Raw genomic sequence first — 23,495 nt, 5'->3', positions numbered from 1 at the left:
TCATTAAATTCAATTTTAAAATTTTCTGACAAATTTCTTTCGTATTTAGAAGGATATTAAGATCTTACATTGAATATATTAAATAGAGATAATTTTCTTAATATTCTTTATAATTTTCACGAGGAGGAACAAATATGAAATACGTTGCAGAACCTTTTAGAATTAAAATGGTAGAACCTATGAAAATGATTTCTAGAGAAGAGAGAATAGTGGCATTAGAAAATGCTGGTTATAATCCATTCGCTCTAAAATCTGAAGAAGTATATATAGACTTACTAACTGATAGTGGAACTGGTGCTATGAGTGATAATCAATGGGCAGGTCTTATGCTTGGAGATGAGTCCTATGCAGGTAGTAAGAACTTTTATAACTTAGAGGATTCAGTAAAAGAAATAATCGGATACCCTTTAATGATACCTACTCACCAAGGAAGAGGAGCTGAACAAGTATTATTCCCTTGCTTGATAAAAGAAAAAGGTCAATATGTACTTTCTAATATGCATTTTGATACAACAAAAGCTCATGTTGAGATTAGCGGCGGAAGAGCTATGAACTTTGTAACTGAAAAAGCATTCAATACTACTGAGTACTACGATTGGAAAGGTAATTTTGATCTTGAAAAAATGGAAAGCTTCATCGTTGAAAAAGGCGTTGAAAACATCGCATTTATAATTGTTACAGTTACTTGTAATAGTTCTGGAGGTCAGCCAGTTTCTATGGAGAATATCCGTGGGGTTAGAGAAATTGCTGATAAATATGGATTAAAGATTGTTATTGATGCTGCAAGATTTGCAGAGAATGCATATTTCATCAAGAAAAGAGAAAAAGGTTATGAAGATAAATCTATCGTTGAAATAGTAAGAGAAACATTCTCTTATGGTGACGCCTTCACAATGAGTGCTAAAAAAGATGCCATTGTAAACATGGGTGGTATGATAGGAATCAAGGAAGATGAAGAATTATTCAGAGCTGCTCGTTCAAGAGTTGTTCCTATGGAAGGATTCGTTACTTATGGCGGACTTTCTGGAAGAGATATGGAGTGCCTTGCAAGAGGACTTAGAGAAGGTGTAGATGAGGACTACTTAGAATATAGAATTAGCCAAGTTGAATACCTTGGAAGAAAATTAATGGACGGTGGTATTCCTATTCAGTGGCCAACTGGTGGACACGCAGTTTTCGTTGATGCTAAAAAAATTCTTCCTCATATACCAGCAGATCAATTCCCTGCTCAAGCATTAGCTAATGAACTATATATAGAATCAGGAGTTAGAGGAGTTGAAATCGGATCATTCCTACTAGGTAGAGATCCTGAAACAGGAGAACAAGTTGAATCTCCATTAGAATTATTAAGATTAACTATTCCAAGAAGAGTTTACACTCAAGCTCATATGGATATCATTGCAGATGCTCTTATAAGAATTAAAGATAGAGCTCACACTCTTAAAGGATTAGACTTTACTTATGAACCAAAAATCTTAAGACACTTTACTGCTAGACTTAAACCAATAGAGTAAAAAAAGCCCTGATGGGCTTTTTTTAGTTGACAACTGAAAATTGAAAACGGAAAACGATGGATGGTTCTTCCCAAAGGTCAGAACCTACATTTTATTGTTAAATAAGCAATAAAACTTTACTCGTTTCCCTTTTGTGAAACCTTGTACTTTAAATACAATATTTTATCTAAAGTTAAAATGAGTTAAAACCACTTACCCTAAAGAACAATATAATGTAGTTTCTGCGAATGCAGAAACCTCCTTCGTTTTCAACTTTCAACTTTCAATTTTCAACTTCTTTTAACCTTTCCTACATTTAAATTCTTCATACGAATTAACAAATCTCCATAAAAAGAGAACCAACTAAGCGTCGGTTCTTTAAATTTCATCTTTTCCATTTTTTCTCTTTCACTTACTCTCTCGAATAATGTCTTATAGCCCTTTGTTCCATAGTTTAACGCTCTGTTTACTCTACTGATAGTAGCCGTACTTGCTCCCGTTGTGGCAGCTATGTCCAAATATGTACGTCTTTCCATCAATAATTTTGCAACATGCAATCTTTGCTTCATAGCATTAATTTCATTTACAGTGCAGATATCTTCAAAAAAGCTATAGCACTCCTCCAGTGTCTCTAAAGATAAGATCACTTTAAACAAAAAATCCATCTCTTCACTCTTTAATTTACTATTATAATCATTCATGCTATTACACCCCGTATATAAATTTAACACTTTATTTCATTATACTATAAAACACTAATATTTGTAACTAAATTTCGATAAAATATTGCATTTTATTTTTTGATGAAAGTTTTCCTTCAATATTAAGATTTTTTAAAGGTTATTGTTCAATTTTTTACCTTTTATTGTTATAACAAACATTATTTGATTTTGATTTAATATTTATTATGACATAATTTCTGCAGAAAAAAAGACTATCTAAAATTTAGATAGTCTTTTCATATATTAAAAACAATAAATTACTTTATTAAGTTTAATAAGATTCCACCGTACTCAGCAATTAATGGAGCAAATACAAGTGAAACGATAGTCATAAGCTTGATTAAGATGTTCATTGCAGGTCCTGAAGTATCCTTAAATGGATCTCCAACTGTATCTCCAACAACACCAGCTTTATGAGTTTCAGATCCTTTACCACCAAAGTTACCTAGTTCGATGTACTTCTTAGCGTTATCCCAAGCTCCACCAGAGTTAGCCATGAATATAGCCACAAGAACTCCAGAAGCAACAGCTCCACCTAAGAATCCACCTAACGCTTCAGCTCCTAAAAGAAGACCGATACCGATTGGGCATACGATAGCTATGATACCAGGTAGCATCATTTCTTTTAATGCAGCAGTTGTTGAAATATCAACACACTTAGCGTAGTCTGGCTTACCTTTACCTTCCATGATACCAGGGATAGTTTTGAACTGTCTTCTAACTTCTTCGATCATCTCGTTAGCAGCTTTAGAAACAGATTCCATAGTTAATGCACCAAATATGAATGGTAACATTGCACCGATTAACAATCCAACAAGAGTAATTGGGTTAAGTAAATCAATTCCAGTAATATTAGCAGCTTGTGCGAATGCAGCAAATAATGCTAATGAAGTTAAAGCAGCAGATCCGATAGCGAATCCTTTACCGATAGCAGCAGTAGTGTTACCAACAGAGTCTAGCTTGTCAGTAATTTGTCTAACTTCTTTAGGAAGTCCAGCCATCTCAGCAATACCACCAGCGTTATCAGCGATTGGTCCGTATGCATCAACAGCAACTGTTAATCCAGTTATTGAAAGCATTCCGATAGCAGATAATGCTATACCGTAAAGACCAAATGTAGCATTTGTGTTTCCTCCCATTACGTAGAAAGAAACTAATACACCAACAGCGATTAATACTATAGGAATCATCGTTGATTTCATACCAACAGCTAATCCTGAAATAATGTTTGTAGCAGCACCAGTCTGAGACTGTTCAGCTATGTTTGTAACGTGCTTGTAATCAGCAGAAGTATAAACCTCTGTAATTTTTCCAATTAACATACCAACTACTAAACCAACGAATACAGCTATAAATGCATCAAATCTTCCAAATAACATGTTACTTAGAACAGCAGAAACAATAACAACAATAATTCCACCTATATAAGTTCCGCTATCTAAGGCTTTTTGAGGATTATCAGCATTGCTCTTTCTAGCAATTAAGATACCTACTACAGAAGCAATAATACCTGCTGCTAATAAGTAGAATGGGAATAAAATTGCAGCTTTATCCATAACAGACTCAAATCCAGCAGCCATAGCAGCTGTTCCAAGAGTAATTGCAGATATTAATGATCCAACATATGACTCAAATAAGTCAGCTCCCATACCAGCAACGTCTCCAACATTATCTCCAACGTTATCAGCGATAACTGCTGGGTTTCTTGGATCGTCCTCTGGAATTCCAGCTTCAACCTTACCAACTAGGTCAGCTCCAACGTCTGCAGCTTTAGTGTAGATTCCTCCACCAACTCTAGCAAATAAAGCGATTGAAGAAGCACCTAATCCAAATCCAGTTAAGTAAACAACTTCTCCACCGAATGCAGTGTAAAGTATAGATACACCTAAAATACCTAAACCAACAACACTCATTCCCATAACAGCACCACCAGAGAAAGCAACTTCTAAAGCACCTTTCTGATCATGTCTTGCTGCCTCAGCAGTTCTTACGTTAGCACTTGTAGCAATTCTCATACCAAAGTAACCAGCAAAGATAGAGAAGATTGCTCCCACAACAAATGCTATTGCTGTCTGCCATCCTAAAGCAACTAGGATAAGTAAACATACAGCTCCTACGAATATAGCTAGATAGAAGTATTCTCTCTTTAAGAAAGCCATAGCTCCATCTTGGATATATCCAGCTAATTCTTTCATTTTTTCATTTCCAGCACTTTTACTATTGATTCCTTTACCTAATACAAAGGCAAAAATCAACGCAAAAACACCTACTAAACCACATAATAGATAGTTCATTAAGTCATGCGCCCCTTTCAAGCATAAATATTAAATTTTATTTATTTAATTAAATTTAAAGCAATAACAATACCTACAAATGCCACAGATAATACAACAGTCATTCTAGCCATAACTTTCTCTTTTGTCTTTACTTTGTTCTTGGCAAAAAAGTTTTCGTTAGATCCTCCAGTGATTAATCCTGCAAGTCCCTGACTTTTACTTGGTTGTATCATTACTAGTCCAACTATAGCTACTGAAACTATTACTAGTAAAACTCTTAAAACGTTTTCCATATTGCACCTCCTAAAAAAAGATATAACAACAACAATATTTTAGCACAATAAATTAAAGTTTACAACATAAATGTCTACATATGTAAACTCTATCCTTGCTGCTAAATTTTCTCTTTTAGTTTGTCCAATTATAACATATATATACTACCATACTTGATTCAAAAAGTAAATATAATATACAAATTAATAGGGAAACCATATTTAGGTTTCCCTATTTTACATTTATTACATACTATTTAAGAATTTACTATTTCTTAATGTTATAGAATGTATCCATTCCTCTGTATTCAGCCATTTCATCTAACTCTTCTTCAATTCTTAATAATTGGTTGTACTTAGCAACTCTCTCACTTCTAGCAGGAGCTCCTGTTTTAATTTGACCAGCGTTAGTAGCTACAACTAAGTCAGCGATAGTTGTATCTTCTGTTTCACCAGATCTGTGAGATATAACAGCTGTGTATCCAGCTCTTGAAGCCATTTCAATAGCATTTAAAGTCTCAGTTAAAGTACCAATTTGGTTAAGTTTGATTAAGATTGAGTTAGCTGTACCAGTTTTGATACCTCTGCTTAATCTTTCAGTGTTTGTAACGAATAAGTCATCACCAACGATTTGGATTTTATTTCCTAACTTCTCAGTCATTAACTTCCATCCATCCCAATCTTCTTCAGCCATACCATCTTCAATAGAGATGATTGGGTATTTCTCGCATAAATCAACGTAGAAATCAACCATTTGAGCTGGAGTTAAGTCTTTACCTTCACCTGTTAACTCATACATATTTCTTTCTTCGTTAAAGAACTCAGAAGATGCTGGGTCAAGAGCGATGAAGATTTCTTCCCCTGCTTTGTATCCACTCTTCTCAACTGCTTCTAAGATAACTTTGATAGCTTCTTCGTTAGAGTTTAAGTTTGGAGCGAATCCACCCTCGTCACCTACACCTGTAGCTAATCCTTTTGATTTTAAAATGTTCTTTAATGTGAAGTATACTTCAGAACACATTCTTAAAGCTTCAGCAAAGCTCTTAGCACCAACTGGCATGATCATGAACTCTTGAAGGTCAACGTTGTTATCAGCGTGCTTACCACCATTCATGATGTTCATCATTGGAACTGGAAGAACTTTAGCGTTAACTCCTCCAACGTATTGGTAAATGCTTAATCCTAAGTAGTTAGCAGCAGCTCTAGCAACAGCTAAAGAAACACCTAACATAGCGTTAGCTCCTAATTTACCTTTGTTTTTAGTTCCATCTAACTCGATCATAGTCTTATCAATTGCAACTTGATCAAATACGTTTAATCCAACTAACTCTTCAGCGATGATGTTGTTAACATTATCTACTGCTTGAAGTACACCTTTACCATTGTACTTTTCTTTGTCTCCATCTCTTAATTCAACAGCTTCGAATTGTCCAGTAGAAGCTCCACTTGGAACTGCTGCTCTACCCATAGTACCGTCTTCTAAAGTTACCTCAACCTCTACAGTTGGGAAAGCTCTTGAGTCAAGTATTTGTCTAGCATATACGTCGATGATTTCTACATAATTCTTCATTTAAATTACCTCCATTATATGTACTTTCTCTTTGGAACAGTTACTGGGATTCACTTAGTTAAACTTGAATCTCTTGCCCGTTCCAAAGAAAAAATTTATCATTTTTTATTATTTGAATAGTGTTTTACCAGTCATTTCTTCTGGTATTTCAAGGTTTAATTCTTGAAGCATTGTAGGTGCAATATCTGCTAAAATACCACCTTGTCTTAATTCCTTTGCATTATTAGAAACATATAGGAAAGGAACTTCATGTGTAGTATGAGCAGTCATTGGTTTACCTGTAGAGTATTCAATCATTGTTTCAGCATTTCCATGGTCTGCTGTCATAAATACACTACCATCTTTTTCAAGAACTTTATCAATAACTTTCTTCATTTCAGTATCAACTGTTTCAACAGCCTTTATTGTAGCTTCAATGTCTCCAGTATGACCAACCATATCTGGGTTAGCATAATTCAATACTATAACATCAAATTTATCTTTATCTAATTCAGCTAATAAAGCTTCTGTAACTTCTGCAGCACTCATCTCAGGTTGTAAATCATAAGTTGCAACCTTTGGTGAATTTATTAGAACTCTTTCTTCATTATTATTAGGCTCTTCTACCCCACCATTAAAGAAGAAAGTAACGTGTGCATATTTCTCTGTCTCAGCTATTCTAAGTTGATTTAAACCTTTCTTGCTTAGATATTCACCAAATGTATTAACATAAGTTTCTGGCGGATAAGCAACGTGTACATTCTCAATAGTACTATCATATTGAGTCATACAAACATAATAAAGATTTAATCTGCCTCTTTCAAATCCACTGAATTCAACATCATTGATAGCTCTAGTTATTTCTCTAGCTCTATCTGGTCTGAAGTTAAAGAATACAACAGAGTCTTCATCTTTTATTTTTGCTACTGGTCTGTCTTCATTTAAGATTACACTTGGAAGAACAAACTCATCAGTTTTATTGTCATGGTATGATTGTTCAACAGCATCAGTAGCCGAATTGAACTTTTCACCTTCACCAAGAACAAGAGCATTATATGCAAGATTAACTCTTTCCCATCTCTTATCTCTGTCCATAGCATAGTATCTACCACTTACAGTAGCAATTTCTCCTAAACCTACTTCTCTCATATATGATTCAATTTCTTCAATATAAGTTAGTGCAGACTTAGGGGCAACATCTCTTCCATCAAGAAAAGCATGTAGATATAATTTAGTTACACCCTTCTTTTTCGCACCTAAAATTAATCCTTTTAAATGCTCAATATGAGAGTGAACTCCTCCATCAGATAATAATCCTAATAGATGTACACTACTATTCTTCTCAATTGCATTTTCAAACGCACCACAAATTGCTTTATTTTCGAAAAACTTTTCTTCTTTTATTTCTTTTGTTATTTTTGTTAATGCTTGATAAATAACTCTACCAGCACCTATATTCAAATGACCAACTTCTGAGTTACCCATCTGACCTTCTGGTAGACCAACATCTAATCCACTAGCTCCAACTTTTGTCATTGGATATTTCTTAACATATTCATCATAGTTAGGCGTGTTAGCTAAAGCTATAGCGTTACCATCTCCTGGATTATCTAAACCAAATCCATCTAGAATCATTAACAATACTGGTTTTTTAGCCATCATCTTTCCTCCATTATTAATTATTATGTTCACCCTTCGGATTTTCCTAGCAAAACTTAATTTGTACAAGTCAAATATCGATGCTTTTACGATTTTGGGACCTGTATAAATTTATAGTTGAACTAAAATCCTTTATAATTCTTCTTGTGTTGATTAATTAAGTGAATCACATTCTAAAGACAATATAAGAGTTAATTACAACCACTCAAAAAGGTTTCTGTAACTATTTTATCTCATATATCTTATTTTTTCAATGGAATTATTTATAATTAACAATAGCAGAAAAATCCTCTACTTGAAGGCTAGCTCCACCAACTAAACCACCATCTATATCACTCATCTCCATTTGACCTTTTATAGTATTAGGCTTTACAGAACCACCATAAAGTATTCTCATTGCCTCAGCACTTTCAGTATCAAATAATTCAGCAGTTTTATTTCTTATGAACTTAATAGTTTCATTTGCATCTTCAGCACTAGCAGTTTTACCAGTACCAATTGCCCAAATTGGCTCATATGCAATAACTAAAGTTTTTATGTTTTCATTAGTTAACCCAGCTAAATCTTCTTTTAATTGAGTTTCAAGAACACTCTCAGTTCTTCCACTTTCTCTTTCTTCAAGAGTTTCACCTATGCAAAGGATAGGTACTATACCATTTTCAAAAGCAGCTTTTAATTTAAGATTAACTGTTTCATCAGTTTCATTGAAGTATTGTCTTCTTTCACTGTGTCCTATTACAACATGCTCAATACCTACTGATTTAAGCATTAATGGAGATAATTCCCCTGTGAATGCTCCATTCTCTTTGTAGTGCATGTTTTGTGCTGCTATTTTAATATTAGTTCCTTCAGCAGCTTTAACAGCTTCTGTTAAACATATTGCTGGTGGACAAAGTATTACTTCAGCCTCAGCATCTTTAACGTTATTTTTAAATTCATTAATATAAGCAACTGTTTCTTCTGGAGTTTTATTCATTTTCCAGTTTCCAGATATAATAGGTCTTCTCATTAAAATCACCTCTAAATTAAACTTTTTATTTATCGTCTAATGCAACTATTCCAGGAAGTTCTTTTCCTTCTAGTAATTCTAAAGAAGCTCCACCACCAGTTGAAATGTGAGTCATCTTATCTCCGAATCCTAAAATATTAACAGCTGCAGCACTGTCTCCTCCACCTATTATAGTGTCAGCATCACTTTCTGCCATAGCTTCTGCAACAGCCATTGTTCCTTTTGCAAAGTTTTTGAATTCAAATACTCCCATTGGTCCATTCCAAACAACTGTTTTAGCTTCTTTAACAGCATCTTCATATAATTTAGCAGTTTTTGGTCCGATATCTAATCCCATAAATCCTTCAGGAATATTTTGATCTTCTGTAATTACAGGCTCAGTTTCAGCATTAAATTCTGCACCACAAACGTGATCAACAGGTAGTAAGAATTTAACACCTTTCTCTTCAGCTTTCTTAATCATTTCTAAAGAGTAATCCATTTTATCAGCTTCTAATAAAGATGTTCCTACTTCATATCCTTGTGCTTTAAGGAAAGTATATGCCATTCCTCCACCAATAATTAATGTATCTACTTTATCAAGAAGATTATTGATAACATTAATCTTATCAGATACTTTTGCTCCTCCTAAAATTGCAGCAAATGGCTTCTTAGGAGCTTCAATAGCACCACTTAAGAATTTGATTTCCTTCTGAATAAGGTATCCACAAACTCTCTCTTCTAAGAACTCACCAGCACCAACTGTTGAGCAGTGTGCTCTATGCGCAGTACCGAATGCATCATTAACAAAGATTTCAGCTAGTGAAGCTAACTCTTTAGAGAACTCTTCACCATTCTTTGTTTCTTCTTTTCTGTATCTAGTGTTTTGAAGTAATACTACTTCCCCGTCTTTCATTGCTTCTACAGCTTTTTTAGCATTTTCTCCAACTACATTAGCATCGTCTGCAAAAACTACTTCTTTCTCTAGCATTTCACTTAATCTTTTAGCAACCGGAACTAAAGATAACTCTGGCTTCGCCTCTCCCTTTGGCTTACCAAGGTGTGAACAAAGAATAACTTTTGCACCGTTCTCCATAAGATACTTTATTGTAGGAAGAGCTCCTACTAATCTATTTTCATCTGTAATTTTACCATCTTTAAGAGGTACGTTAAAATCACATCTAACTAATACTTTTTTACCTTTAACTGAAATATCTTCAATTGTTTTTTTATTAAGTTTCATAATCTCTACTCCTTTCACTGCATAATCCCATAAGTTTTCTTTAATTGTTCTTTTTATCTTAAACTCTCTCTATAGAGATTCCAAGTGAAAACTAAATTTATACATACTCAAAACTCATAGAAACACTGCGATTTTGAGATATGCATAAATCAAGTTTCACTATGAATTCTCTCATTTAGAAAAAGTCTGGCACTATAGAAAACTCTATGGCCAGACTTTTAGTTTTCAACTATAGTCTATAGTTTATCTGCTACAAATTTAGCAAGGTCAGCTAATCTGTTAGAGTAACCCCACTCATTATCGTACCAAGAAACAACTTTAACTTGCTTACCACTTACCATTGTAGATAATGCATCAACGATAGAAGATCTTTCATCTTGTCTGTAATCGATAGATACTAATGGCTCTTCTGAGTAACCAAGAATTCCAGCCATTGCTCCTTCAGCAGCTTTCTTTAATGCAGCGTTAACAGCTTCTACAGTAGCTTCGTTTTTAACTTCAACAACTAAGTCAGTGATTGAAACTGTTGGAGTTGGAACTCTTACAGCCATACCATTTAACTTACCTTTTAATTGTGGTAATACCTTAGCAACAGCTTTAGCAGCACCTGTTGAAGTAGGGATCATGCTCTCAGCACATGCTCTAGCTCTTCTTAAATCAGAGTGAGGTGCGTCAAGTACTCTTTGATCTCCAGTGTAAGAGTGAATTGTAGTCATTAATCCAGAAACAATTCCAAACTCTTCGTCGATAACTTTAGCGAAAGGTGCTAAACAGTTTGTAGTACAAGATGCATTTGAAATTATGTGATGTTCTTCTGGCTTATAGTCACCTTCGTTAACACCTAGAACGATTGTAATATCTTCGTTGCTAGCAGGTGCAGAAATTAATACTTTCTTAGCTCCAGCTTCGATGTGAGCTTGACAAGCTTCTTTAGTTCTGAAGAATCCAGTACACTCAAGTACGATGTCTACTCCATTTTCCCAAGTAATGTTCTTAGGATCTCTTTCTGCAGAGATTTTAATTTCTTTACCGTTTACTACGATAGCACCTTCTTTAGCTTCTACAGTTCCATTAAACTTACCGAAGCAAGAGTCATACTTTAATAAGTGTGCTAATGTAGCAGGATCTGTTAAATCGTTAATTCCTACTACTTCAAGAGAATCAGCGTACTTATCTACTAATACCTTGAAACAACTTCTTCCTATTCTACCAAAACCATTAATACCAACTTTAATCATTTTGTTACCTCCTAAGAATGTAATAGTTCTTTATTTTAATTTCATTTAAACAAATTATGTTTCTAAATATAATTTTCTTCACTAGTAGAAATTATATTCATTATTTCGTTAGCACAACCTTGATCTATCACTAGAACACTTTTCTTTCTTCCTCGTTCTACTGCTATAATAGCTTCACTTTTATGTTTTCCACCAGCTATAGCAATCAGATGATCTATCTTTTCAAGATCTTCCCCTTGAATACCTATTGTAGGTGTGCAATATACCGTGCTGCCCTCTTTATTAAAGTAAATTCCAAAAGCTTCTCCTACAGCACCTAAATTATGTAATTGTTCAATTATTTGCGGTTCTAATTCTCTTCTTGCTGCCATTTCATCTGCTCTACCAATTCCATAAACCAGAATATTTGTTTCTCTAATCTTTTTGACTGTTTCAAATATACTTTTTTCTTTTAACATAGTTTCAAGAGCTATATCACTCATATTATCAGGGGCATATAATAACTTATAGTTACCATCAAGCTTTTTACTTAATTCTGCTGCTAAAGTATTGGATTGAATTTCAACCTTCTTTCCCATACCACCTCTTGCAGGCAAAACAAGAATGTCTCTGTATTTATGATATTCATCAAAATTATCAACAAAAGCTTTGATACTATTTCCCCCTGTAAGGGCTATGCTAATGTTATCATGCATAATAGTCTTAATATAACCAGCAGTTGCTCTTCCCATCTCACCAATAACAGATGGATCTTCATCACAATCACCAGGAACTATTATGACTTTTTTTATATTTAAATATTTCTGGATTATTTCTTCTGTTTCACTTAACCCTTCAATATCTTTTAACAAATTTTTCAATTCATTTAAAATGCCTTTACCTTCTTGAGTGAGACACATTCCACTATTTTTAACAGAAATAAAATTTGAATTTTTTAATTGTTCCACTTCATTTCTTATGGTTCTCTCTCCAAGATTAGTTTCTTGAGCTAACATCCTTCTTCCAATAGGCTCATAGAAGTTTATAGTTTTTAAAATATTATACCTTCTATGGAGTAATTCAGGTAACTCTGGCAATATCTTATTAGCTAAATCTTGTAGATTCATAATGTAACACCTTCTGGGACTTCTTTTGTCCCTCTCTATAATTATTGTTCCCACTTATATTATAATACATTTTAAATTTTTTTCAACGTTTTTTTGCAAAATTCCTCTAAAACCTTTTTCTTTTACTTGTGCTAAGTATACCCAACTCCTCTCTGTACTTAGCTACAGTCCTCCTTGATATCTTAATTCCTTGCTCTAATAACATATTAGAAATTACATTATCTGAATAAGGCTTCTTTTTATTTTCACCATTAATAATATTTTTTATTATACTTTTTATCGATTTTGCCGAACTTTCTTCTTTATTATAATCCCCTTTTAAAGAAGCACTAAATAATTCTTTTATTGCAACTATTCCTTTTGGCCCTTCTAAGTACTTATTTTTAATCGCCCTACTAATTGTCGACTCATGCAAATCCAATTCTGATGCAATTTCCTTTAAAATCATCGGCTTAAGATATACATCTCCTTTTAAGAAATATTCTTTTTGTTTTTCAACTATTTTCTCACTTACTTTATATAGCGTGCTTTTTCTTTGATCTATTCCCTTAATTATGTTAAGAGCTTCACTAATTTTTTCCTTAACATATTTCTTTTCTTCATCATTCGCATTCTCATTTTTAATAATATTCATATATAAATTATTTATTTGAAGATTTGGTGCATTTCTTTCGTTCAATAAAACTATTAACTCTCCATTTACATTTCTTACGAATACATCAGGAGTAATATATATTATCTTTTCGCCAGTGTTAAATCCTCTAGCTGGTTTAGGTTCAAGTTTTTTTATAATATCTCCTAAATCTTGAGCTTCATTTATTTTAATTCCATATATTTGTGATATTTCTTTATATTTATTGCTAGCAATTAAATCCAAATGTTCATTTACTATTTCATACAAGACCTCATTAGTATATTCCTTCTTCTTCAATTGTATGTGTAAACATTCTTTTAAACCTCTTGCACCTATTCCTGTTGGCTCCATATTTTGCAGTATGTTTACACATGCTTCATATTCATTTAAGCTTATGTTAAAATCTTTTAGCACAGTTTCTTCCTCAACATTCAAGTATCCTTTTTCATCTATGTTATGTATTAAGTACTCTAAAATTTCAGAATATTCTTTGGAGAGATTTAAATTTTTAAGCTGCTTTAATAAATACTCATACAACCCTTCTTCCTCGATTACAAAATTCAAAGGAGATACATAATCATTATTGTATTCTACTCTTTCGTACTTATCCTTATCATACTTCCCAAGTTCCTTCACAAACTCAATCATATCATCAGAATCACCACTACCCTTTTCCAACAAAGGATTCTCTTGAATTTTCTCTTCAATAAACTCAGTTAGCTCCAAAGAAGAAAACTGTAATATATCTATAGATAATTTCATTTGTTGAGTTAACACCAACTTTTGTTCCTGAGAAATATTTAAATTAACATTCAAATCCATTAAAGCACCACCCATACCTTATGATTTATCATTTGAAACACACATCTTATTATAGCATAAACACTGAATTCAATTTACTCAACACTATATATTTTTTAATCACATAGATAACCCTTAGAATGAAAATTAAAACCAAATGCATAATGTAGAATTGATAATGTATAATGAAGGATGCTTCTGCTTACACAGAAACTACATTTTATTGTTCTAAAGATTAAATAAGTTGAACTCATTTTATCTTAAGATAAATTATTGCACTCTAAATACTTGTTTCATCTAGATGAAACAAGTAAAATCTTATTGCCCAAGGAACAATAAGATTAAAATTTCTCGAAGAGAAATGTCATTCATTCTCCATTCTCCATTTTCCATTTTCCATTTTCCATTAAAAAAAGCTCAGCATCCGCTGAGCTTTTTATTATCTTGATCCTTTCTCGTAAGGAACACCATCTGCACGAGGTGGTGTTGTTTTACCAACAAGACCTGATAATGCTAACATTGTAAGTACATATGGTAAGCTTGAGTATATTTCAGTAGGTAAGTTCCATCCGAAACCTTGAGCTTTAATTTGGAATGCTTCAGCAAAACCAAATAATAAACAAGCAAGCATTGTTCCTTTTGGCTTCCAGTTACCGAATATCATTGCAGCAAGAGCGATAAATCCTTTACCTGCAACCATTCCATTACTGTATATACCAGCAATACCAATTGAAAGTGCTGCCCCACCAAATCCAGCTAAAGCACCAGAGATAGCAACACATAAATATCTCATTGTATAAACGTTGATTCCTAAAGTATCAGCAGCTTTTGGATGTTCACCAACTGATCTGATTCTTAATCCTAATGGTGTTTTGTATATTATGAATGTAGATGCTGCAACTAAAATAAGTGCGAAAACAACAAACCAGTTCAAACCACCAATAAAGTCACTTAAATATTTTCCTATTAAAGGTATTTTATCTAAACCATCAATTAACCAATTTGGCAAACCAGGAAGAGTAGCAACACTATCTGTTTGCCCTCCCTTATGGAATAAAGTTTGAATTAAGAAAGCACAAAGAGCAGCTGCAAATAAGTTAATAGCTGTACCAGATATAACTTGGTCTGCTTTTAAAGTTATACTCAAGAAAGCATGTAATAATGATAAAATTGCACCAGCAACTATAGCACCTAATAATCCAATCCATGGGCTTCCTGTTTTAAAAGTTACCCAAACAGCAAAGAATGCACCAATTGTCATCATACCTTCAAGACCTATATTAACTACACCTGATCTTTCTGAGAAAACTCCTCCTAAACCTGCAAATATTAAAGGAGTTGCCATTCTCATTGTAGCAGCTAATAGAGCAACGACAAATATTAAAATACTATCCATTTACTATTGCCCCCTTTTTCTTTCTTTTCCCAAGCCATCTATAAACGAAATCAATCGCTACGAAGATTATAATGATTGCTTGGATTAAAGAAATAATCTCCTTTGGAATTCCATTTATCTGTAAAGTTCTTGAACTTGCTCTTAATGCACCAAATAATATAGCTGAAGCTATACATGCTATTGGATTATTTTTTGCAAGTAACGCAACGGCAATACCATCAAATCCATATCCAGGCAAACTAACATAGTCAGTCACATTATGAGCTGTACCCGCAACCTGCATTGCACCACCTATACCAGCAATCGCTCCTGAAATAACCATTGAAAGAACAGTATTCTTAGCAATATTTATTCCACCGTACTCAGCACCATGTGGATTAATACCAACAGCTCTTAATTCATATCCAATTGTAGTTTTCCATAGAAGGATATAAGCAAGTATTGCAAATAAAACAGCTATAGCTATTGCCCAACTTCCTCTACTTAAGTCCGCCATAATTTTTGGCACTTGAGCACTCGCTGCAATATTATAAGTTTTTGCAGCATTAGGGATACCGAATGCTGTTCTTAAAACAACATAGTTAATCAAATACAAGGCTATATAGTTCATCATTATGGTGTTAACAACTTCATTAGCACCAATCTTAGCTTTTAAGTAACCTGGAATCGCAGCCCAAAGTCCACCAAACACAATACCTGCTAATATCATTAATGGTATATGAATGAACATTGGTAATCCAGGAATCATTCCTACAAGTGCAGCTCCAAGCATACCTAGAACAAATTGACCTTCAACTCCAATATTGAATAATCCAGTTCTAAATGCTAACGAATGGGCTATACCAGTAAATAATAATGGTGTTACATATATTAATGTATCTAGAGTCTTCTTAGTTTTACCAAAAGCACCACTCCAAATATTCTCAAATAAATCAACAAAAGCCTTTGGGTAATCTAAAAGTGTAAATTCAGGCTTTGCCCATATTACGAAGAATACCGCAACGAAAATCGAAATAAGAATTGATAATAGCGGAAACGCTAAAGCTTTAACATTATTCATTAAAGGAGATTGTTTTGCTTCATTTTTCTTATTACTCATTTGATTCCACTCCTTCCGTTTCTTCTAGTGTTCCACCAGCCATAAGTATTCCTAGTTTTTGCTCGTCTGCATCTTTTCTATCAAGAATACCTACTACTTTTCCATCATACATAACAGCAATTCTATCAGATAATGCTAATACTTCATCCAATTCTAAAGAAACTAATAGTACACCTTTTCCATTATCTCTTTCTTGAACTAATCTCTTATGGATATATTCAATAGCACCAACATCAAGACCTCTTGTAGGCTGTGCTGCAATTACTAGATCTGGATTTTTACTAATTTCTCTAGCTGCTATAAGTTTTTGTTGATTTCCTCCTGATAGTGCACCAACATGAACATCAATACCTGGTGTTCTAACATCAAACTCTTCAACTAATTTTCTACAATGATCTTTAATAGCTTCATACTTCATTTTGATTCCCTTTGAGAATTGTTTATGATGATATTTACCTAATACAGAATTCTCAAACAAAGAAAACTTAAGTATAAGCCCTCTCTTATGTCTATCTTCTGGAATATGAGCCAATCCTGAATCAGATATCTCTCTAGGTGTCTTACCAAAAATATCTTTACCACTTAAAGTTATTTCACCACTTACTGGTTTTCTAAGTCCTGTAAGAACTTCAATTAATTCAGACTGTCCATTTCCATCAACACCTGCTATTCCAAGTATTTCTCCACTACGTACTTCTAAACTTAGTTTTTCTACAGCTGCTATTCCTCTGTGGTCATTAGCAGTAACATCTTTGATCTTTAAAATAGTATCTCCAACTTTTGCTTCTTCCTTCTCAACAACTAAGTTTACTTTTCTTCCTACCATCAATTCTGCAAGTTCATCAATATTAGTTTCTTTAGTATTAACTGTACCAGTTACTTTACCTCTTCTGATAATAGTAACTCTATCACTCATGCTCATTACTTCTTTAAGCTTATGTGTAATTAATATTACTGATTTTCCTTCAGCCTCAAGATTTTTTATGATTTGCCCTAACTCTTCAATTTCTTGAGGTGTTAATACCGCTGTAGGTTCATCAAGAATTAAAATCTCTGCCCCCCTGTATAGAGCTTTTAATATCTCAACCTTCTGTTGTTGACCAACTGATATATCTTCTATGATAGCATCAGGATCAATTTTAAATCCATACTTATCTGCAATAGCTTTAACTTCTTCCCTAGCTTTATCTAAATCTAATTTAATACCAGATTTAACTTCGCTTCCAAGTATGATATTTTCAGTTACAGTAAAATTATGTACCAACATGAAATGCTGATGTACCATTCCTACTCCTAACTTAATAGCATCATTAGGACTATTTAACTTAACTTCTTGACCTTTAATTTTAATCGTACCTTTTTCAGGCTGATATAACCCATATAAAACGTTCATTAACGTTGTCTTACCCGCACCATTCTCTCCAAGCAAAACATGGGTTTCACTCTTGCGCAAGTCAAAGTTTACGTTATCGTTGGCAATTGTCCCAGGGAATAGTTTTGTAATGCCAATCATTTCAATGACTTTTTCCATTTTATTTCCTCCTCATTATATGTGATAACTTGCATAGTGAAGAAATAGCCAGATGTATTATATACATCTAGCTATTATTATACCCTTTCATATTTAATGAAACAATGATAAATTTTTTTTAATTAAGTAAATTTTTAGAAAGTTTATAACTTTTATTTAATTTTATTTGAATGCTTTTAATTCTTCTTCAGTTGATGGTACAACTATTTCACCTGCGATAATAGCTTTCTTAGCTTCTTCAACCTTAGCTAAAGTCTCTTCAGAAACGTGCTCTTTGCTTGACTCAGAAATTCCAACACCCTCTTCTTTTAATCCAAGAGCTGTAACTTCTCCACCTTTGAACTCACCTTTAGCTATATCATTAACTACAGAGTTAGTAGCAGTGTCAACTCTTTTAATCATAGAAGATAAGATAACGTCTTTATACTCAGGTAATGTAACAGCTTGGTCCATATCAACTCCGATAGCCCATACTTCTTTACCAGCTTCTCTTAACTCAGCAGTAGCTTTGAATAATCCAATTCCTACTCCACCAGCAGCATGATAAATAACATCGCATCCTTCATCATAAAGAGCTTTTGCAATCTCATAACCTTTGTTTACTTCACTAAAGCTATCTGCATATTTAACAGCTTCTCTACTAACTAATGGCTTACCAGCTTCTGGGTTAACACTCATAACACCTGCAGCGAAACCATATTCAAATCTATTGATTAGTGGGAAGTCTTTTCCACCAATAAATCCAACTCTATTTGTAGTTGTAGTTAAACCAGCGATAACTCCTACTAAGAATGAACCTTCGTGCTCTTTGAACACAATTGAGTGAACGTTAGCAGGTTGCTCTTTCTCTTCAGTTGTAGGATCTTCGTAAGCGAAGTCGATTATAGCAATTTTAGCATTTTCATACTTTGCAGACATATTAGCAACAGCATCTCCCATTTGGAATCCTACTGCGAATACAACATCTTTACCATCATCGATTAAAGCTTCTAAGTTCTCAGCGTAGTCTTCTTTACTTTGAGACTCGATGAAGTTATACTTCACGTTAAGAGATTTTCCTGCTTCTTTAATTCCAGTATCAGCAGATTGGTTAAATGATTTATCATTTACTCCACCTTCGTCAGTAACAAGACCAACTTTAACCTCTTCACCTTTTTCTACTACCTTTTTGTTATTATTCTTAGCAGCATTGTTGTTTTCTTTCTTTCCACATCCAACGAATCCTGCAGCTACCATAGTGACAGCTAAAGTCATTGCAACAAGTTTTTTATTAAACATGTTTTTCCCTCCTGATTTTTATAATCTTTACCACACTAAATTAATATTCTATAAAAACTAATAAAATCCTTCTTTATTTTTAAATTTTTATTAATAATTTTAATTTTTGTTATTAAATCTAGTTTATGAATTTTCAGTACAATGCAACACATTTCTTCATTATTATACATATATCACTATATTTTTATCGCGACAGTTAAATTATATAACATATTTATTTTTTATACCAATGTTTTTTTGCGATTTTATTACAAAAAGTGCAGTTTTTTATAATAACGATGGCATAATATTAAAATAACGATGGCACATTTAAAATTTAACATACTTAACAATAAACACAACTTATCTTAAAAACATAACTAAAAATTGAAAGTGGAAAACGGAAAACGATTGATATTTCTCTCCGAGAACTTTTAATTTTATTGTATTTTAAATAATTTTGTTTACTCGTTTCATAAATATAAAACATTGTAGTATGGATTTTGTATTCTATTTTTCCTATTTTAGAAGATCGTTAAAGGAAGTTTATAGAATAATTAACATTGATAGGTCATATATTCAATGCAAAGACAAGATATTTTTTGAAAAAGGTATTTTAGATGGGGTGATATAAATGAATAATAAAAAAAGAATAGATATATTTTTAGTAATAATACTCATCCTTTGTGTCAGTTATTTATTCGGTTGTATTTCTCAAAAAGTTATAGTTCCAATAATGGTTACCTGCATTGGATGTCAACAATTATATAACGGATTATTTTACTACACTGAAAATAAATTAAATAAAAGATTATTGATTTCAGTTGGTACATTTCATATTTTGTTCTCACTTTATCTTTTAATCAATTCATTTTTTTTCATTTATATAACCAATATACATAATAGTTGAGAGTTAAGAACGAATGACATTTAACTACGTGAAAATTTAAGAATGTGATTTTTTTTATGAGGTGATTTCAATTGAATAGTGAAAAAATTATAAATATATTATTTTCATTAATAGTACTTTTACTTTGCATCTTTCATTTTACAGGTTATATTCACCATCAAATCACTCCCCCAATAATGATTACAACCTTAGTGTGCCAACAATTATTTAAGGGATTATTCTTTTACTCATACTCAGAAGATAAATTCAATAAAATACTCTTTATTTCATGTGGGATTTTTTTAATTCTGCTAGTCATCTATATCTTACTCCCAATATAATATTTATTTTAGATAATCAATGAAATGTAATACATAATGAACTTTTAAACCTTGTGTATAAATAAAATATTTTATCTAAAGATAAAATAAGTAAAATCCCCTTGTCCTAAAGAACAATAAGATGTAGTTTCTGCAGCAGCAGAAACATCCATCATTCTCCATTCTACATTCTCAATTCTCCATTAAAAAAGCACACAAGGTTCCCCTTGTGCGCTTTATATACTATCCTTGAATAAATTCAGCTTCTTTTAAAGCTTCAATAGCTTTTTCACCATTAGCTTCACTTACAAGTATTACAGGACCAGTACATCCCATTCCACTCTCAGAGTAGATATCTTTCTTCCAAAGAGCTTTACAAGCATCTTCTAAATCTAGAATATCTACACCAGCTATAGAGAATGTTACAACTTCCTTAGGAGGCATTTTAACTTCCTCTTCTGTAGCTGCTGGTTTTTGCTTAGCCATAAGCTTTTCAATTAAAGTGTCTAATCCAGCTTTTTTAGCTTTCTTAAACTCATCTCTTGCAAGATCTAAAACATTACCTTTTGCACAATCAGCACAGTATTTAATAGCTTCTGCTATTAATGGTGCTCCTGATGCTCTAGAAACGATGTTTACAAGCTTATCGTAGTCCTTACCAACACCTGGTCCATATCCAGCACCAACTGTTTCGTAACTTCCACCTGTTGAGAATGAAGATAACATTTTAACTATTAAGTTTCCTGTTAATGAATCACAAACCATTACATCTGGAGTTCCGAATAATAAGTCATTTCCTCTTAATACACATCCACCATCTGCTCTTAATGATTCTGCGAAATCAATCTCATATCCACCATCTTTAAGGTCTTTAAGAATTCTCTCAACTTGTCTAGCACCTTCAATATTTAAGATACCAATTTTAGGGTTCTTAATACCATTTGATTTAGCTACTGCTAAACCAGAAATAGCATTCATAACCATACCTTCTACTCTGTTAACTGAAGCAGTTCCAGTAGTAGTAGCTAAGATCATTTCTTTACCTCTTGCAGGAGTTACAACTTTACCTACTGTAGAAACTCCAATTGGGAAATCAAAGTGTTGAGTAACACATCCTTGAATTTCTCCATTTTCAAGCATAGAAGTCATTAGTTTATGACCTTCTTCTGCACTTTCTACTTCTATTAGTTCTAAGTCTGTTTCAACTTTTGAACCGATTAACACGATATTGAAATCCTTGTATTTAGATGCTGCTAATTCAGCTGCATTAACCATTTCTTCAATTCCGTGCTCTGAACCTAATATTGTTAAACCGATTTTAACTTTTTTTCCGAATGATCCGCTTTTTACACCTTCAGCTATCTCACTGAAAACTTCTGCAATCATTGCTTTAGTTTTTTCTTGGCTCATGCTATACACCTCTTTTCACAGCTTTATTAGTTATTCATAAGAAAACTAGCAAAGTCTTTCATTGCATCTGCAACCATAGATTTAACTTCTTCTTTGCTTATTCCAGCTTCCTCAGATACAGTTCCAGGGTTCTTCTGAACTAGTATAGAAACTCCATCGAAAAGATTTGTCATTCTTCCTAAGAATAAACTTCCTTTACCAACTATCATGTAGTTTTCTAATTCACCTGACATTATTTTATCATTACCGTGTCCACAGATAGGTACTCCTGATGGAATATGCCCTTGTGTAGGAGCAAATCCTTCATATCCGTGCTTACCGATAAAGTCTTTTAATTCTTTTCTATCTAATTGTCCGTTTTTAACAGCTAATGCACCGATCATTTTGTAGTTTTGAGTTGGTACATCCCCAGCTCCAGCTGGTGCTGTAATTTCAGAAGTTTGCATTTCTGGTGAGTATTTATTAACATCAGTAATCTTCATATCCATTTGGTTTAATGGATTTAATACAAGCGCTTCTAAAACTGCTTGTGGTGAAGAACCATGTCCAACTGTGTGTCTTCCAACTGCATCAGTTCTAACTATTGGGCTAACACCGTCATTCTCAGATACTAATAATGCAAATCCACCAAGAACATCTTCCATAACTGGCATTTCTTTAGCAATGTGAGACTTACCATTCATTCCTAATTTAGCAGTACATCCACCTGCAACTACCAATACGTGCTTGAATGTTCCAGCTTTTACTAAACTTGCAGCATTTAATAATGCGTGAGCTGGAGCAGCACAGAATCCTCTTACGTCACTACCATTAGCAGCTGTTAATCCAACAACCTCTGCGATAGCTTTAGCCATGTTTCCTCCACCTCTTTGGTTCATATCACCAATAGCTGTTTCAGAACACTCTATAACGTATCCAATTTCTTCAACTGGTACATCTAATCCATCTAATAAGTGAGCAGCAGCAAGTACTCCTGAAGCTTTACAAGCTATGTTCTCTAAGATAAATTCAGCGTTTAAGTTTTCATCTATATCGTGTGCTTTTCTAACACAACCGATTAATTCACCATTGTTGTATAATCCTTCAGCACCTTTGTTTTCAACTAAGTCTTTGATTTTAGCGATTTCTTCACCTTCACCTAATTGAGCAACATTTCCTTTGAAGATTTTGTGCTCTTCTAACTTAGCTTTTACAGCATTTAAGTAATCATTTTCTAAAAGAACTAAGTCAAATACGTCACATATCTTCATTAATCCATAGAATTCGTCTTGTGGCATTATTTCACCAAATTTACCGAATCTTTTAGCACCTTCTACATTTTTGTCAAACCAAGGCTTTGGTGTAGCTGCTAATTCATCAGGAGTCATGTTACCAATGTAAACTTGGTTTGGAGCGTATCCAACAACACCTTCGTAATCTTTAATGTGATCCTTAAGAGTCTTTAAGTACTCTGAATCTGGGTTTGTTATTCTCTCTGTCATTTGTGTAGTTCCATTATGGATTATCATATCTGGAGTATTCACAAGAACATAAGAAGATTTCTTTATTACTGCGTAACTCATATTTACTTCCTCCTTAAAATCTTAATACTTTAAAATTTTTAGTAGTTTAT

16 protein-coding genes and 1 pseudogene are annotated in these 23,495 nt (G+C 33.2%); 1 reads left to right on the top strand and 16 read right to left on the bottom strand.

Annotated features, from left to right (window positions below; translation table 11 throughout):
• Window positions 1-134 precede the first annotated feature (134 nt).
• Window positions 135-1,514: a tryptophanase gene (locus OW730_RS08680; RefSeq protein WP_271228652.1), complete on the top strand. Its 1,380-nt coding sequence runs from the start codon at window positions 135-137 to the stop codon at window positions 1,512-1,514.
• Between the two features lie 383 nt (window positions 1,515-1,897).
• Here OW730_RS08680 and OW730_RS08675 read toward each other — a convergent pair.
• The 16 genes and pseudogenes from OW730_RS08675 to grdC form a co-directional block, all read right to left on the bottom strand.
• Window positions 1,898-2,194: pseudogene (locus OW730_RS08675) on the bottom strand (YerC/YecD family TrpR-related protein); the annotation flags it as partial.
• 278 nt (window positions 2,195-2,472) lie between these two features.
• Entirely contained in the window at window positions 2,473-4,509 is a 2,037-nt protein-coding gene (locus OW730_RS08670; RefSeq protein WP_271228651.1) for a sodium-translocating pyrophosphatase, read from the bottom strand.
• 41 nt (window positions 4,510-4,550) lie between these two features.
• Window positions 4,551-4,784, bottom strand: a complete 234-nt coding sequence (gene secG, locus OW730_RS08665) for a preprotein translocase subunit SecG (RefSeq protein ID WP_271228650.1) — start codon at window positions 4,782-4,784, stop codon at window positions 4,551-4,553.
• 247 nt (window positions 4,785-5,031) lie between these two features.
• Complete coding sequence (gene eno, locus OW730_RS08660) at window positions 5,032-6,333, bottom strand: phosphopyruvate hydratase (protein ID WP_271228649.1); 1,302 nt, start codon at window positions 6,331-6,333, stop codon at window positions 5,032-5,034.
• Between the two features lie 108 nt (window positions 6,334-6,441).
• Entirely contained in the window at window positions 6,442-7,971 is a 1,530-nt protein-coding gene (gene gpmI, locus OW730_RS08655; RefSeq protein WP_271228648.1) for a 2,3-bisphosphoglycerate-independent phosphoglycerate mutase, read from the bottom strand.
• 259 nt (window positions 7,972-8,230) lie between these two features.
• The gene (tpiA, locus tag OW730_RS08650; RefSeq protein ID WP_271228647.1) at window positions 8,231-8,980 is read right to left on the bottom strand and encodes a triose-phosphate isomerase; all 750 of its coding nucleotides are present in this window, start codon (window positions 8,978-8,980) and stop codon (window positions 8,231-8,233) included.
• Between the two features lie 25 nt (window positions 8,981-9,005).
• Window positions 9,006-10,202: a phosphoglycerate kinase gene (locus tag OW730_RS08645; protein ID WP_271228646.1), complete on the bottom strand. Its 1,197-nt coding sequence runs from the start codon at window positions 10,200-10,202 to the stop codon at window positions 9,006-9,008.
• A 236-nt stretch (window positions 10,203-10,438) separates the two neighbouring features.
• A complete protein-coding gene (gene gap, locus OW730_RS08640; protein WP_271228645.1) occupies window positions 10,439-11,440 on the bottom strand; it encodes a type I glyceraldehyde-3-phosphate dehydrogenase in 1,002 nt (333 codons plus the stop codon).
• 62 nt (window positions 11,441-11,502) lie between these two features.
• Window positions 11,503-12,546, bottom strand: coding sequence for a sugar-binding transcriptional regulator (locus tag OW730_RS08635; protein WP_271228644.1), 1,044 nt, complete (start codon window positions 12,544-12,546; stop codon window positions 11,503-11,505).
• Window positions 12,547-12,652: 106 nt separating this feature from the next.
• Window positions 12,653-14,002 (bottom strand): RNA polymerase factor sigma-54, encoded by a 1,350-nt coding sequence (gene rpoN, locus OW730_RS08630; protein WP_271228643.1) that lies wholly within the window; start codon window positions 14,000-14,002, stop codon window positions 12,653-12,655.
• A gap of 418 nt (window positions 14,003-14,420) precedes the next feature.
• The gene (locus OW730_RS08625) at window positions 14,421-15,377 is read right to left on the bottom strand and encodes an ABC transporter permease (protein ID WP_271228642.1); all 957 of its coding nucleotides are present in this window, start codon (window positions 15,375-15,377) and stop codon (window positions 14,421-14,423) included.
• Entirely contained in the window at window positions 15,370-16,476 is a 1,107-nt protein-coding gene (locus OW730_RS08620; protein ID WP_271228641.1) for an ABC transporter permease, read from the bottom strand. The genes OW730_RS08625 and OW730_RS08620 overlap by 8 nt, the downstream gene beginning before the upstream one ends.
• The gene (locus OW730_RS08615; protein WP_271228640.1) at window positions 16,469-18,007 is read right to left on the bottom strand and encodes an ABC transporter ATP-binding protein; all 1,539 of its coding nucleotides are present in this window, start codon (window positions 18,005-18,007) and stop codon (window positions 16,469-16,471) included. Before OW730_RS08615 ends, OW730_RS08620 begins: the two co-directional genes overlap by 8 nt.
• Before the next feature lie 162 nt (window positions 18,008-18,169).
• Entirely contained in the window at window positions 18,170-19,285 is a 1,116-nt protein-coding gene (locus tag OW730_RS08610) for a BMP family lipoprotein (RefSeq protein ID WP_271228639.1), read from the bottom strand.
• 1,431 nt (window positions 19,286-20,716) lie between these two features.
• Window positions 20,717-21,883: a glycine/sarcosine/betaine reductase complex component C subunit alpha gene (gene grdD, locus OW730_RS08605; protein WP_271228638.1), complete on the bottom strand. Its 1,167-nt coding sequence runs from the start codon at window positions 21,881-21,883 to the stop codon at window positions 20,717-20,719.
• 26 nt (window positions 21,884-21,909) lie between these two features.
• Window positions 21,910-23,445 (bottom strand): glycine/sarcosine/betaine reductase complex component C subunit beta, encoded by a 1,536-nt coding sequence (gene grdC, locus OW730_RS08600; protein WP_271228637.1) that lies wholly within the window; start codon window positions 23,443-23,445, stop codon window positions 21,910-21,912.
• Between the last annotated feature and the right edge of the window lie 50 nt (window positions 23,446-23,495).

Source organism: Oceanirhabdus sp. W0125-5, from assembly GCF_027938815.1.
In the GTDB taxonomy this organism is placed as follows: domain Bacteria; phylum Bacillota; class Clostridia; order Clostridiales; family Clostridiaceae; genus Oceanirhabdus.
Note: the sequence above shows the minus strand (reverse complement) of the source record. Positions and strands in the feature narration are given on the sequence as shown.